The organism is Aquiflexum sp. (assembly GCF_041749095.1).
GTDB lineage: Bacteria > Bacteroidota > Bacteroidia > Cytophagales > Cyclobacteriaceae > Aquiflexum.
Genome location: NZ_JBGTCA010000016.1, coordinates 1 through 15,380, shown reverse-complemented (window position 1 = coordinate 15,380; position 15,380 = coordinate 1). Strand labels below are relative to the sequence as shown.

Below are 15,380 nucleotides of genomic sequence, written 5' to 3'. Positions count from 1 at the left end.
CTGACCTCGATTTCAATTCTGGAGTTTTTCTGGGAAAATTTGATGGCATTAGAAATAAGATTTCGCATTATCGTCAAGATCATATTCCGGTCAGCGTGGATATACAGGTTGTCCGGACAGAGTTTTTCCAAAGTGATTTTTTTGTAAACCGCTTGGGAAGAGGTCATTTGGATGGCATTCTCAACTAATTTTTCCATTTCTATGACTTCGGGTTTGACCTCATAGACTTTTGTTTTTTTGCTTGCCCATTGAAGGAGATTTTCCAAAAGATTATGGGTGTTACGTGATACGTTTAGAAGGTATTTAATATTCTCTAAATGTTCTGAATTGTGGTCATTTTCAAATTCCTCCTCCAGGATTTCCATATACCCTATGATGGATACAAAGGGATTTCTCAGGTCATGGCCAATGATCGAGAGAAGCTTATCCTTTTCATTGATATGTTTGGTCAGTTCACTGTTAGAATGTTTGAGCATGGTGGTTCTTTCTTCAACCGTCCGTTCAAGCTGTCTTTTTTGTTGCCTCATGGACCTCATCCTTATGTTCGAAGCCAAGGACAGTATCCCGGTAATTAAAAAGGCAGTAAGGACAAAGAACCAGTCTGTTTTCCAAAAGGGAGGCTTGATGAGGAGGACAATGGATGTTCCGGCTTCGTTCCATATACCATCGCTATTGGCGGCTTTGACCCGAAAGGTATATGTTCCCGGATCTAAATTGGTATAGGTAGCATTCCGCTGTGTACCCACAAAATTCCACTCATTCTCAAAACCTTCCAGGATATAGGCATACTGGTTTTGTTCAGCATTGGTATAGTTGAGGGCTATAAAATCAAAGGAAAGCACATTTTCTTTGTAAGAAAGATTGAGGGTGTCGGTCACGGCAATATGTTTTTGCAACGGTGAACCGGAGATTTTGAAATCCACAGATTTATTAAATATCCTCAGATCAGTGATATAAACCGGTGGAACATAGGGATTGGCAGTTAGTTTTTCGGGATGGAAAAGATTGAATCCGTTCATTCCACCAAAAAGTAATTCGCCTTTTCTGGTTTTTAGCACTGAATAACGCGAAAATTCATTTCCCTGTAGTCCATCATGCTTATCATAATTGGTAAAGACTTTATTGGCCGGATCAAATTTTGAGATTCCTTTTATAGTACCTATCCACAAAAACCCCATATCATCTTCCACAATGGAGTTGATTTCATTTACGGGCAAGCCATCTGCTTGACTATAGGTAATAAAATTATCCCCTTCAGGATTATATCTGGAAAGGCCTTTGTCGGTAGCTATCCAAATTTGATGATTACGGTCTTCAATTATCTGCCGGATGGAATTGCTTGGAAGACTTCGTGGATCCATAGGGTCTGGGTGATAAACCTTAAATTTTCCAATTATTTTATCTTTTGATTTTAGAACATTCAATCCGGAGTAGGTTCCTATCCATAGGTTGTCATGGCTATCTTCAAAAATACGTAAAGGTAGATTAGACGAAATACAATCGGTCTCATCTTCATTGCTTTTAAAAAGCTTTAATTCACCCGTGATTTTATCATAACGGTACAAGCCCTCTTCCAGTGCCGCCACCCAGATATAGTTCTTGTCAAAATGAACATCAAAAACATTTCTAACAGGATATTTATCGTTTTTTATCAAATCATTAAAGCTGGTGAATATACCTTTTTCTTGATCCTGCAAAATGCTCAGCCCACCGCCCCATGTGCCAACCCAAAGTTTTCCTTCTTCATCTTCGTTCAAACTGATAATGGCATCAGACCGCAGTGAATTTTCATTTTTGGGATCTTTTTTAAAAATTTTAAAAGTATCATTTGACCTATCGTAATAATTCAACCCGCCTCCATCAGTCGCTACCCAGATATTCCCGTTTTCAGATTCCAAAAAGTCTCTTATGATGTCATTATTCAGTCCTTTTGGATTCAGTGGATTTTTAAAATGATGGACAAATTTTGAGGCATAGGGGTCAGCCAAGTTGATGCCCGACTGGGCCGTTCCTACCCAATACCGGTACTGACTGTCCTGAAAAACATTCCAGATAGAATTATGGGATAGGCTATTTGGGTTTTTCTCATCATACAGGTACCTGTAAAACGAATCACTTCCTTTGTTGTACAAATGAAGCCCACCGTTTTCATTGCATGACCACAGATTGCCTTGTGGATCAACATACAGCTTATAAATATTATTGTTGTAAAGGCTGTGCTCGTTCTCAGGTTCATTCAGGTATCGGACGAAACTGATCTTGCCCTTATCCTCCACCATCCTGTTGAGACCAGTGCCTCTACCTGCGGCCCAGAGATTACCCTCAACGTCTATTGTGACAGTTTTGATATTGTTTGAGCTGATGGATAGTGGATCAACTGGGTTGTGCTGAAAATATTCGGTTTTTCCATTTAGAGTGTTCAGCTTGACCAAACCCATATCCAATGTAGCAATCCATAGAATGTTTTTTTCCCCGCAAGTCATGGCATTGATGGAGGTGATTTCATTAGCTATGTACCGTTGGAATTCTTGTTTTTCCTTGTCAAAATAGAATAATCCAGAAGCTATCCCCGATAACCAAAGTGTTCCATTAGCATCTTCAAGAATGGTATTGATCAAGTTGCTTTCCCCACTTTGGGTTGCTGTATCAGCGGGAAGATTAAACCTGCGGAAATCATCCGAATCCCGACTATATCTGGCGACTCCATTACCGGTTCCAATCCATAATAGTTTTTGGCTATCCTCGAAAATGGAACCAATGTAATTGTCATTTAGACTACTTGAGTCACTGCTTGATGTATATATCTGAAAGGCCAATCCATCGTATCTATGAAGACCACTGTAAGTGCCTACCCAAATATATCCACGGGTATCCTCATAGATCGCTGAGATACGGTTGTTGATCAGACCTTCATAAATCCTTTGAAATTTCAGGTCGGGTTTTGGTCCGGTCGTTTGACCATGCGCCATTGGACCTGTCATTAAAAACATGAAAATCCACAGCCCTGGGAACAAAGCCAATCCATTGGCCCTGAGCAGGCAAAGATTTTTGTTGAAAACTTCCATTTTCATTTGGGTGATTTGGGTGACACACTGAGGTTTACTTTCAGATATCATGGGTGATATTTCCGTAAAGTTACCTCGTTGTTACTACCAAGGTATAAAAAAGAATTTTTACAACCTATTGCTGATAATCGTAGTCCTTTTCAAAAAACCAAACCTTTCAACCACAAATTTCCCGAAAAAATGATTCCGGGATTCTTTTTAAAATAACACCATTCTTAACATTTATCAAACACCAGCTGAAAGCTATTAACAGGAAACATTTTTATATATATATATGCATATGAGGCACTATTTGAGAAATTTCCACCATAAGCCTGTAAATCAGATATTTGTTCTTTTTTAATGGCTTTAGTTCCTGAAAAAAAAATTGAAATTTTTTCCTTGAAAGTAATTTTTAAGCAAAATTTCATAAAACCATTCCTGAATCAGGAATGGTTTTTTTATTTGTAAGACCGTTGTTTAGGCGAATTTTCTGTGCAAATCTCTTAGCCTTTTAATCTGATCATGATCTGCTTTTAGAGAAGCTTTTTGCTCCAAAAGTATCTGTCTGACATCTGTGCTCATTTCATCATCAGAAGCAAGGGCCATATCGTATGCATTCATTGCCGAATCCTCTCCAGCTTCGCAGGATTCCAATACGCTTATCCTATCCTTGGTAGAAAATGTAGATTTGATACTAATCCAAGAGCGGAAGATTTTCCCGGTGGTAGTGGTACCCCGTTCAATTTCTCCGCCCGCATCATGGATCAGATTCTCAAGCACACTATTATGATCTAAGCTGTTGGATATCATTTTGGCAAAAATCATTTTCAGATCATAGTCTTTTTGATCTATTGATTCTACAGCCTGATGATACCCCTCAATCCTGTCATTGTGGATCAACACCAAGTCATTAAGGGCACTGATCAATTCTTCTACATGTGTCATGGCTATTTGGGTCTTGGAATAAACAATATATATAATTATTTGTGTCAATAATCTGCCATCCCTGAATATATCACTTAAACCAAGAAATAATGTAAGTATTAGGTGAGATTTTACAAGTCAAGCACTCCAAAAAACCTATAAGTCATAATTATACGTGTCCTAATAAAAAATTATGGTAGATAAAATAAGGGGTTAAATATGGAAAAATATTACACAATAAAGAGCGAACTGTGGATTTTTTACACAGGTAATCCAATCCAATTTCAGCTAAAAACCAATCTCCAGAATACCATCTGACCTACACAGTTTCTACATTCACGTACTGCCAAAACACTAACTTTACAAATTCCAATCCCAAATAGTCCACCTGTTTTTTGCGTATCCACAACCACCAATTTTGGGGTTTTATGTTTAAAACGGATGCTGCAGTCCGTTGCCATTGTTGTACAACGCACTTATTTCATCAGAAGTTAATGCACGGTCCCAGATTGCTGCCTCGTCTATTTTTCCCCTGAACCAGCGGCCGGAGTTATAAGCGCCTTCCCAAAACCTTGCATGCCCAACTGTAGCTCTGCCATCTGTAAAGGACAATATTGAATTGACAGGGTTAGAAACTGTATTTGTGTTGTCTGCTACCCCATTGATATAAAGTTCAATATTTCCGTTGTTGATAACTCCAACAACATGATACCATGTATTCAATGCAATGACAGTTCCGCTAACCCTGTTCATGACTGATGTCGCGCCATCGACTGTGTAATACATTGCCTCAAACTTATTATCAGGTGTGATCATTAATTTGACTTCAGAGGCTCCTGCAGAAGAAGCATAGACTCCACTGTTAATCCCCATGATATATTTTGGGCTTGGAAGATCATTTTGAAGGTAAATCCATGCTGAAAGAGAATAGGTATTCTTGTTACCACTTCTGATGCCGGACTTTTCGAGATATTTTATGGAGGTGTTTCCAAAATCTATTGCGTTTTTTATTTTACCCGAAGTTGTCCAAACCGGGTTTGCTTGGAATGACAGATCCCAGGTACCCGCTGCATCATCGGCAATAGTTCCTGTAGTCTCATCAAGTTTCCAATATGAAAGCAAACCATCTAACATGGTTGAACTTATTGTTGTGAAAATTAAGTCCTGTCCATAAGCTGTACCCAAGGAATTGGTGGCATAAGCTCTTACATAATACTGTGTGCCGGATGAAAGACCTATAATGTCACTGGTAAAATTTCCTGTGCCTGTGCCATCAGCAGTTTTGTTGTCGGCAATGGTAGGAGACTGTGTTGTGCTCCAGCAAACCCCACGTGCAGTAATTGCAGATCCCCCATCCGAAGTAATGTTGCCACCGGAACTAGCGGTGTTGGTTGAAATGTTGCCTACAGCCAATGTTGCAAGAACTGGTATCTGGGGCGCGGGTGTAGGATCATCTTTCTTACAGGAAAGGAAAATTGGCAATAACAACAAGCTTATCAATGGCTTGAGAATGAAATAAAATCTATGTTTTTTCATGTGTGATGGGGTTTAAGTCCTTACTGTTTTTCCCTATGAGATAACTTTTCATCGATTGGTTTGTCTTTTCTTAAACCTGGCCTTAACTCTTGTCCTGGCTTAAGTGGAGATTTTGAGACAACTCTTTCTAATATACAAAAAAAGTAATATAAAGCACTGAACATCAGCTTTTTCCAACTCTGTTTTTTTGAACAAAAATACCAGTAGAGGCGCGAATGGTCTAATCTCTTTTTAAATTATATCAAATGTTCGAAAAATAACGGAAGATATCTTCTCAGATGCTTGGCAGCATAAATGGAAATAGCCTTCATTTTTTAAGTAAGTCATATTTTTTCTGTTTTTCCTTCCATCTTTCCAAAGCATATTGCTGCATGTCGTCTATTTTATCTTTCTCGTCTATGATTTCAAAGCCAAGCAGTGACTCAATAATGTCTTCTAAAGTTGTAATTCCATCCATCCCTCCGTATTCGTCAGTTATAAGTGAGATATGTTCCCGTTTTGTTAACATTTCGTCCCAGGCATTGAATAAAGTTGTGCTTTTGCGGAAAGTTAAAATTTCTCTTTTAATGTCTTTTAGCTTAAGGTCAATTTGGTCCTCTGCCAATTTTTCAAACACCATTGCTCTGAATATATAACCAGTTATACTATCTTTATTTGTCTGATAAATCGGAATTCTTGAAAAGTGGAGGAACTCTTTGTTTTCCAAGAATTTTTTTAGGGTCATTTCTTCATTAGCTGTAACCACAACAACTCTCGGTGTCATAATTTCAGAAACCTTTATGTTTTTTAACTTAATCAAGTTTTGAATTATTTTGTTTTCTTTCTCAGCAAATATGCCCTCTTCAGTTCCTATACTTGCCAAAGCTGAAACCTCTTCCCTGCTGGTGGTCAGTTCTGATTCTTTCCTTGCCAGTAGTTGGGTAAGATATGAAGAGCCTAAAACAAGTGGATATGTTATGAAAATCATACCTGTTATAATTTTAGCTGTAATTCCAACAAGCTCTTTACTGTAATTTGCACCCAATGTTTTTGGGATTATTTCTGTAAGGACTAAAATCAAAATAGTGAGAATTGCAGAAACAATTCCAAAATAGGCTTCTCCAAAAACAATAGTCGCCTGCGCTCCAACTCCTGCGGCACCCACAGTATGGGCAACAGTATTCAGGGATAGAATTGCTGAAAGAGGTTTGTCAATGTCTTCCTTATGCTTAAGCATTGTCTTCGCACTTTGATCTCCATTTTCAAGTCTTGATTTCAAATAGGATAGGGGAGTCGAAAGCAAAACAGCCTCCATAATTGAACACAAAAATGATGTAAACAACGCTATAAATAAGTAGACGAAAAGTAGTGTCATTTTAGGCTATTTATGCTTTTGGCTATTGAGTAATATTTCATTTTCATGCATATCAATTTGTTTCATTATTGTCTTGATAGCATCCCCCTAATCAAAATCTGTTTGAAACGCTCTGTACAAAATTGTTTATAATATAAATATAAGCTCATTTAGTTAGTTTTAAGAAGGATTATAACTATTTAAAAGTAATCTGCGAATTATGTAACACATACTTTTTAAGGTATTGCATTTTCTATTGAAAGGATCCTCAATTTTGCAACGATTATCGTAAAAATAACCTCTATCGAGGTTCACTTAATTATTACATATAGCTGTCATCAGTCTCTTTTTATTTTTATTATAATGATGTTGTTCAAATTATGCAGTATAATTAAATTTAAATTGTTGATTTTAAATTTAAAGACATGTCTTTGACAAGATTATGAGACTATCATTTCAAAAATTATTCTTTACCATGGCCTTCATTTTTGGTCTATTTGCTATAATGGTTCTCGCAAAAGCTGTACTTATACCGCTAAGTATGGCGCTTTTACTTTCATTTATTTTATTCCCCGTTGTAAAAAAACTGGAAATTTGGGGCCTCAATAAATTACTTTCTGCATTTCTTTCTTTACTGTTGTTATTTGTTATTATAGGAGGAGGTATCACCCTATTTTCTGCTCAAATAATGGGGCTTTCTGATCATTTGAATGATTTTTCAGGGAAAATAATGAACACATTGTCAGAGGCTGTAGTATTCATAAATAGCAATGTGAATTTTATAGACGACTTGAACAGGGAGGAGTTGATAGAAAATGGGAAAGAATGGCTCAAAGAGTCCTCTGGAACATTAATACAAAATACATTTAGTGGTACAGCATCAGTACTGACAGGATTTCTAACCACAGTAATATTTACTTTCTTGATATTGATTTATAGAGAGGGTTTGACCAAGGCATTTGTGGCGTTTGGTGATGAAGAAAATAGGGGAAGAATATTTAATATGCTGAAAAAAATTCAGAGCGTGGGAAAACAATACCTTTCAGGTATGTTCTTATTGATAATTATATTGGGCATTGCCAACAGTATAGGATTGATGATTATTGGAATAGACAGCCCTTTTCTTTTTGGTTTTTTAGCCGCTATTTTATCTATTGTGCCTTTTGTAGGCACTACAATAGGCGCCACGATTCCCGTACTTTATGCTTTTATGTCTTCAGAGTCTTTATGGGTGCCAATAGCTGTCATGTTATTGTTTTGGGTAATTCAAATTGTTGAAAGTAATTTTTTAAGTCCTAAAATTGTGGGCAGCAGTTTGAATGTGAATGCTTTGGTAGCAATTTTAAGTTTGTTGGTCGGTGCTGCGGTATGGGGAGTTGCAGGTATGATTTTATTTCTTCCATTTGCGGCTATCCTTAAAGTGATATGCGAAGAATTTGATCAATTGAGACCTGTTGCCATGTTAATCAGCAACGATATTTCCGGTGATGTTAAAAAGGAGACTACAACTTCCAATTGGATTGAAAAAGTTAAGGGGTGGTTTAATTAACAGTAAGAATTAGAATTTCTAGTTCGGGCTAGAAATATTCAAAGTCAATTACTTTCCGCATTCAATTTTAATTCTTGGCACCTCCCTTTTTGCCCTCTTCAATTTTTCCTTCAACTTCCGCTTCCTCTTCGGCATCTGTTTTTTCCAAACCCTCTGTATTATCCTCATCAGGTTCATAATTTAAACCTATATAAATTGGATAATGGTCCGATCCTATATCTTCAAGTTTTTCAAGGGTCAATAGTCCAAATTCTTTGGAGTAGAATATATGATCCAAAGGATACCTAAGCAAAGGCACAAAAACACTATAGGTATTGAATAATCCCCTGCCTTCACGGGGATCGACCAGTTCGCTATATTTTCTGAAAAGCTTGGAAGTACTCGACCAGCCAACATCGTTCAGGTCGCCGGCTACTATGGAGGGGTTATTGGTTTCCCTGATTTTTTTTCCGATTATAAGTAATTCTGTATCTCTTTCATAGGTATCGGTACCCGGCTTTGGAGGTTCCGGGTGAACCCCATAAAAATCAATTACGCTTCCTGATGGTAAGGTGATCTTGGTAAAAATAGAAGGTACATCATCCTTTACCAAGAAATTTACTGCACTTTCAGTCAGCGGAAATTTTGAAAGTAGCATCATCCCGTAGGTATTTTCCAGCGGATATTTGATGGAATTAGAATAGTCTCCGTCAAGCTTTTCAATAGAAGCAGCCCACTTTTGGTCAGGTTCATTGATCAGCAGAATATCGGGATTATATTTTTTTACGAGCGCATGGAATCTCTCTTTATCCTCATTTTCCATTTGAACATTTGCAACAAGAAGTGTTAAGCTGTTTTCTTCACTTTGCTTATTGCTATCCTTTGCCTGAGTATTGTAAAGGGGCGTATATACCACCACAAATTGTATTTGATATACCAGAGAAACTGCCAGGACTATCAACAATGGTAATTTGTATGCCCATTTGAAATCCACATAAATATATGCAAGGATCAATGCCAATAAAGTTAAAACAGCAATCTGAATTCTTGGAAAATCAAATATCCTAATCCACCACTCCGCGGAATTGATCAAGGGCAGTCCTGTGGCAATTAAAACCACAGTGCATAGTATAAGGGTAAGTATCCTCATTTATCGTAATTAGAACTTGCAACAAGCTGTCAGGTAATCGTCATTTGAAAAACCTAATTTTGTTTGCAATTTAACACTATCAATTCAATATGCTGATCTAAAGGTAATATCCATATTTTTTTTATATAGTGCAGCAAAAAGTAGAATAAACATAAGAAATTTAAAAAAAGTTGGAACCACCCTTGAAGTCTATTGATACACGACGCTTTAAGAGATTGTTTTTCTTTCGAGAACAGTATGTTTTTTGATTTGTAAAGTATTTATTCTCCTAAAACACCCCGATATTTATTAAGTTAACTCAATATTTAACAATATAAAATATGGTTAAGCACCTTGAATGGTTAAAATAATTCCACTTTTTATTGTCCAATATTTTGCCTATATTGAATGAGACCCTTAAAATGATCCTTTAAAGCCTGAATAATTATGTGAATAATCATCTTCTTTTTAGGTGAGTATGGCATAAAAAAAGGTATGTCACTTATCTGATATTTAATTTAATGGAGAGCAATTAAATGTAGTTCTGACGAAAAGGTTTGGTCGGGCAATTGATAGAAAGTAGCAATATTAGGTAAGACTACAACATTCCTTTCAACCATTATATATCTTATCGAAAAGCATCCCTATTGAATTTAAATTAAAAAAAGCTGAATTTATATGATAACACAAAAAACCCAATCTCAGGAAATTCTGGAGAGGAGAAAGAATATTGTAGCCAACGGGGTAGGCATTTTCAATACTGCCACTGCAAAAAAAGCAAAAGGAGCGATCATTACCGATGTCGATGGCGAAGAGCACATAGATTTTGCAGGAGGTATAGGGGTTGTAAATGCCGGACATTGTCCTGAGCCTCTGGTGGAGGCTATCCGGGAGCAGGCCGGCAAATACCTGCACACCAGTTTTAATGTGGTAACCTATGAGCCCTATATAGAACTTTGTGAAGTCATGGCTGACATTCTTCCCCACGGTGAGAAAACGAAAGCCATGCTGGTAAGTACAGGAGCAGAGGCCGTCGAAAACGCCATTAAAATAGCCAGGCAGGCCACTAAAAGACCTGCAGTTCTTTGTTTTACCGAAGCCTTTCATGGCCGTACCATGATGGCAATGAGCCTTACCAGCAAAATCAGCTATAAGTATGGAAGCGGTCCATTTTCTCCTGAAGTATATAGGATTCCATTCCCTAATTTTTATAAGTACAGTGGAACACAGGATATGGACGATTTTGTAAAAACGGAACTGAATAGACTTCGGGATAGCGCCTATAGTATGGTAGATGTCAAAAGTGTTGCGGCTATTATCATTGAGCCTATCCAAGGTGAAGGAGGATTCAATCCCGTACCGAAAAAGTATCTTGAAGGACTGCGAGAATTTTGCGATGAGCATGGCATCATGCTGATAATTGATGAAATACAGAGCGGTTTCTGCCGTACGGGACATTGGGCGAGCTGGCAGTATTATAATGTACAGCCCGATATCAGTACCTATGCCAAATCGATGGGCTCCGGATTACCGATCGCCGCAATTCTTGGCCGGGCTGAAATAATGGACGCCGCAGCTCCCGGTACTATTGGCGGAACATACATCGGAAGCCCGGTATGTTGTGCAGCAGCATTGGCGACTATTCAATACATGAAGGATATCAATTTGAATGAACGTGCTATTGATGTGGGTAAAATCGTGAGAGATCGCCTCGAAAAAATGCAGAAAGAAATTCCTGAAATAGGAGATGTAAGAGGTATAGGCGCAATGATCGCTATGGAACTGGTGGAAGATAATGACCCGGGAAAACCCCATACTGAATTGTGTGATAAGATCGTCAAAGGATGTGCGGCAGATAAATTGATCCTGCTAAGTGCCGGGACTTTTAAAAATGTAATAAGAATACTTTCACCCTTGGTAATCACCGATGAGCAATTACACAAAGGACTGGACATATTGGAAAAGCATGTCAGAAAAAATACGTAAATTATAAAGCGTTGAATAATTCTCAGATTTTTATCTCGTCTATCATTCGCTTAGATAGGTAGCTCCAATAATAATAGTTCACCATAGAAAATTAAAAAACATACATGACTCCATTCGCAATAGCAGGAATACAAATGAAAGTTTCAGCAGTGGCTTCCAACGTGGAAATGATGAAGCTGAAGCTAAATATTACCATGAGCCTTTATCCTTGGGTGGAGATGGTGGTATTCAGTGAGCTATGTGCTTTTGGCCCACTCACACATACAGCACAGATTATACCTGGTAATTTTGAACAAGAGATGCAGGCCATGGCCAAAAAACACAAAATTTGGTTGTTACCGGGATCCATTTTTGAAAAAAGCGGAGACCATATTTATAACACCGCTACTGTCATAAATCCTGATGGCGAAATTGTCACCCGGTACAGAAAGATGTTTCCCTTTTACCCATATGAAGTGGGCGTTACCCCAGGTACTGACTTTTGTACATTCGAGGTTCCCGGCGTGGCCAAATTCGGCGTTTCCATCTGTTATGACATGTGGTTTCCCGAAACCATCCGCACGCTGGCCGTCCATGGCGCTGAGGTAATCCTTCACCCTACCATGACCGGTACAATAGACCGTGATATAGAACTTTCCATAGTACGGGCAATGGCTGCTATTAATCAATGCTATTTTATTGATATCAACGGTCTGGAATCAGGAGGTAACGGAAAATCCCTGGTCTGCGGACCGGATGGCAGGATAATCTATCAAGCAGAAGGAAATGAAGAGATAATTCCTCTTGAGCTGAACATTGATCGGGTAAAGCGGAGCAGAGAGCTTGGTATATTACGACTGGGGCAACCCTTGAAAAGTCTGCGCGATCATATCGGGCAGTTTAGCATCTATCAGCCGGGAACTCAGTTACCTTACCTAAAATCTCTAGGACCTCTGATCAAACCCACCCGGCTGGATGATCTTGCAAAATTAAAAAGAAAGGAAAATGAATACGAACCCCCCGAAACACCTACGGGATATAAGGGATTCGGTGAACTTTAAACAAATAAAACTATGGGAGTAATACCGTCAAATAAAAAGAAAGTAGAGAAACCGTTTACAAACTACGTAAGCTGGTTTGAAATACCTGCTGTCAACTTCAAGCAGGCAGTTAATTTTTATAACCATATATACGGCATTGAAATGGAAGAAAACTTTAATGGTAATCATTCGATGGCTTTCTTCCCTGCAAAAAATGGAATTGGAGGAGCGGTTGTTGCCGGTCCGGGCTCGACACCCAGTGATACAGGAGCCTTAATCTACCTGAATGGCGGCCAAGATCTTAACAATATTCTTTCAAAAATAGCCGAAGCCGGAGGAAGGATAGTAATGCCCAAAACGCTCATTAACGAAGAGCATGGCTATTTCGCCATTTTTATCGATACTGAAGGAAATAAGCTTGCCCTGCATTCAAAAAACTAAATTATGCCTGAAAAAAAAACAATAAGTACCCGCCACTACAATATTGCTCAACTTCGGATTGAATCCTGGAATCAGCTAAAAAACACATCTTCCTCACTTGATAATTCAGCCAGAGGATCAGTTGCTGAAAAAGATTGTAAGCAGGAAGTCAAAAAATTGCTAAACGAGTTGGAGCAGATTGAATCGTATTTTTCCTTTCCCGGTGTCTCAAGGCTCAAGATGCTATGTGAAATGCTGGAAAGGCAAGAACATACAGCGCTAGCCAATAAAATCACCGAAATCACAAAGCAACTGGTAAGTGACAGGTATAGAAATCAAACTGACCATGTTGATGATGACGAACAAGGTGTAGAACTTTCCGGAAATGGGGAATCCTCAGATGGGCAACATAAGCATCATTTTGAAGTGCTGATTGTGGAAGATATCTCTCTTCAAGAGGAAGCTAAGTTAAGATATGATCTGAAAGACTTGCAGGCATCCAGCGAAAACTTTGTTTACAATATAGTAGTGCAACGTTCTTTTGAAGATGCTATGATAGCCCTGCATTTTAATTACAACATCCAAGCTGTCGTAATTCGGTACGCTCCCCCCTATCATTCCAAGAAGATCACCCCACAGATAATGCCATTTATCCAGAATATTCTTAAACTTGACCTTGCCTCTACTCCTCAGAGCGAACTTGGACCGATCTTGGGTCAGCTTATAAAGAAATTCAGACCGGAGATCGATACTTATTATGTTACGGATACCGCTCTCAGCAACCTGAAAGACAGCACCCTGAAAAGCTTCAGGCGAATATTTTACCGGGTTGAAGATCTCCAGGAACTCCATCTTACTATTTTAAGAGGAATTGGCGAAAGGTTTGAAACGCCTTTCTTTTCAGCCCTTATGGAATACAGTAAAAAACCCACCGGAGTTTTCCATGCCATGCCCATCTCAAGAGGTAACTCTATTTTCAAGTCCAGGTGGATCAAAGATTTTGGAAATTTTTACGGAAGAAATATGTTTCTGGCCGAAACCTCTTCTACTACGGGAGGGCTGGATTCACTTCTTCAGCCTACAGGCTCCTTAAAAAAGGCGCAAATAATGGCCAGCAATGCTTACGGTTCCCAACAGACCTTTTTTGTCACCAACGGAACATCAACAGCTAATAAAATTGTCGTTCAGGCGCTCGTTAAGCCCGGTGAGGTCGTCATGATAGACCGTGACTGTCATAAATCACATCACTATGGGTTAGTGCTTGCAGGTGCTTATCCTGTTTACCTGGATTCTTATCCAATAGAAGAATATTCTATGTATGGCGCAGTTCCGCTCGTACAGATTAAAGAGAAACTGCTTCGGCTCAAAAAAGCCGGGAGACTGAACTTGGTGAAAATGCTCCTGCTGACCAATTGCACTTTTGACGGACTAGTGTATAATGTCGAAAAAGTAATGCAGGAAATCCTGGCGATAAAACCGGATATGATATTTCTGTGGGATGAAGCATGGTTTGCTTTTGCCGGATTTACCTACAATTATAAGCAGCGTACAGGGATGTTTGTGGCCAAAAAGCTGTATGAGAAATATAAAACAGCAAGCTACAGGGAAGAATATACAGCTCATATCGACAACCTGAAAGAAGATGAACTGCCCAAATTACCTGATCCCGATAAGGTTCGGATAAGGGTATATTCCACACAGAGTACTCATAAAACACTGAGCAGCTTCCGTCAGGGTTCCATGATTCACATTTGGGATGAAGATTTTCGCAGAAAAAGTGAAACTACCTTCATGGAAGCCTATATGACCCACACCTCCACCTCTCCCAACTATCAGATGTTGGCTTCCCTCGATGCAGGTAGAAGACAGGTACAGTTTGAAGGTTATGAGCTCGTGGAGAAAAGCATTGAGATGGCAATGGGCCTGCGCGCCAAAATAAATGACCATCCACGTTTGAGCAAATATTTTGATGTACTGACGGTAAGTGATTTTATTCCCCAGGAATACAGGGAATCCGGCCTGTCGGAATATTACAACAAAAAAGAAGGATGGAACAGAATGGAAAATGCGTGGGAAAAAGATGAATTTGTTCTGGATCCTACAAAAATAACCCTCCATATCGGCCGCACGGGAGTGGATGGCGATACTTTCAAGAACAAATACCTAATGGATAAATTCAATATCCAGATCAACAAAACGTCCAGAAACACGGTCTTATTCATGACCAATATTGGTACAACAAGAGGTAGTGTGGCTTACCTAACCAATGCACTGCTGAAAATAGCCGATGAACTGGATCAGGAATTCAAAAGCCTGAACGAAGAGGAGACAACGATCCGTCAAAATAAAATCCAATCATTGATCAAGGATTTTCCCCCGCTGCCTGATTTCAGTTATTTTCATGAATCTTTCCAGGCCGTGCCGGGTGTGCCGGGCGGAAATATCCGGGAAGCATTTT

At 38.8% G+C, this 15,380-nt stretch carries 10 protein-coding genes; 5 read left to right on the top strand and 5 right to left on the bottom strand.

The genetic code is table 11. The features are described 5' to 3' along the window. From ACEW8O_RS00970 to ACEW8O_RS00955, 4 genes are all read right to left on the bottom strand, one after another. The coding region (locus ACEW8O_RS00970; RefSeq protein WP_373492750.1) for a two-component regulator propeller domain-containing protein at positions 1-3,065 on the bottom strand (3,065 nt) is incomplete at its 3' end. A 459-nt stretch (positions 3,066-3,524) separates the two neighbouring features. After that, a complete protein-coding gene (locus ACEW8O_RS00965; RefSeq protein ID WP_373492749.1) occupies positions 3,525-3,992 on the bottom strand; it encodes a PA2169 family four-helix-bundle protein in 468 nt (155 codons plus the stop codon). A gap of 411 nt (positions 3,993-4,403) precedes the next feature. Next, on the bottom strand, positions 4,404-5,507 hold the full coding sequence (locus tag ACEW8O_RS00960; protein WP_373492748.1) for a LamG domain-containing protein: 1,104 nt from the start codon (positions 5,505-5,507) through the stop codon (positions 4,404-4,406). Between the two features lie 307 nt (positions 5,508-5,814). Then, positions 5,815-6,861: a CNNM domain-containing protein gene (locus ACEW8O_RS00955; RefSeq protein WP_373492747.1), complete on the bottom strand. Its 1,047-nt coding sequence runs from the start codon at positions 6,859-6,861 to the stop codon at positions 5,815-5,817. Between the two features lie 454 nt (positions 6,862-7,315). On the opposite strand from ACEW8O_RS00955, the gene ACEW8O_RS00950 reads away from it, so the two are divergent. Next, positions 7,316-8,389, top strand: coding sequence for an AI-2E family transporter (locus tag ACEW8O_RS00950; RefSeq protein ID WP_373492746.1), 1,074 nt, complete (start codon positions 7,316-7,318; stop codon positions 8,387-8,389). 67 nt (positions 8,390-8,456) lie between these two features. On the opposite strand, the gene ACEW8O_RS00945 is transcribed toward ACEW8O_RS00950, so the two are convergent. Continuing rightward, positions 8,457-9,518, bottom strand: coding sequence for an endonuclease/exonuclease/phosphatase family protein (locus ACEW8O_RS00945; RefSeq protein WP_373492745.1), 1,062 nt, complete (start codon positions 9,516-9,518; stop codon positions 8,457-8,459). Positions 9,519-10,175: 657 nt separating this feature from the next. On the opposite strand from ACEW8O_RS00945, the gene ACEW8O_RS00940 reads away from it, so the two are divergent. From ACEW8O_RS00940 to ACEW8O_RS00925, 4 genes are all read left to right on the top strand, one after another. Further along, positions 10,176-11,483 carry an aspartate aminotransferase family protein gene (locus ACEW8O_RS00940; RefSeq protein WP_373492744.1) on the top strand — a complete coding sequence of 436 codons (1,308 nt, stop codon included), beginning with the start codon at positions 10,176-10,178 and terminating at the stop codon, positions 11,481-11,483. 104 nt (positions 11,484-11,587) lie between these two features. Next, the gene (locus ACEW8O_RS00935; RefSeq protein WP_373492743.1) at positions 11,588-12,523 is read left to right on the top strand and encodes a carbon-nitrogen hydrolase family protein; all 936 of its coding nucleotides are present in this window, start codon (positions 11,588-11,590) and stop codon (positions 12,521-12,523) included. A 12-nt stretch (positions 12,524-12,535) separates the two neighbouring features. Beyond that, positions 12,536-12,943, top strand: coding sequence for a VOC family protein (locus tag ACEW8O_RS00930; protein ID WP_373492742.1), 408 nt, complete (start codon positions 12,536-12,538; stop codon positions 12,941-12,943). Positions 12,944-12,946: 3 nt separating this feature from the next. Continuing rightward, the coding region (locus tag ACEW8O_RS00925; RefSeq protein WP_373492741.1) for an ornithine decarboxylase at positions 12,947-15,380 on the top strand (2,434 nt) is incomplete at its 3' end.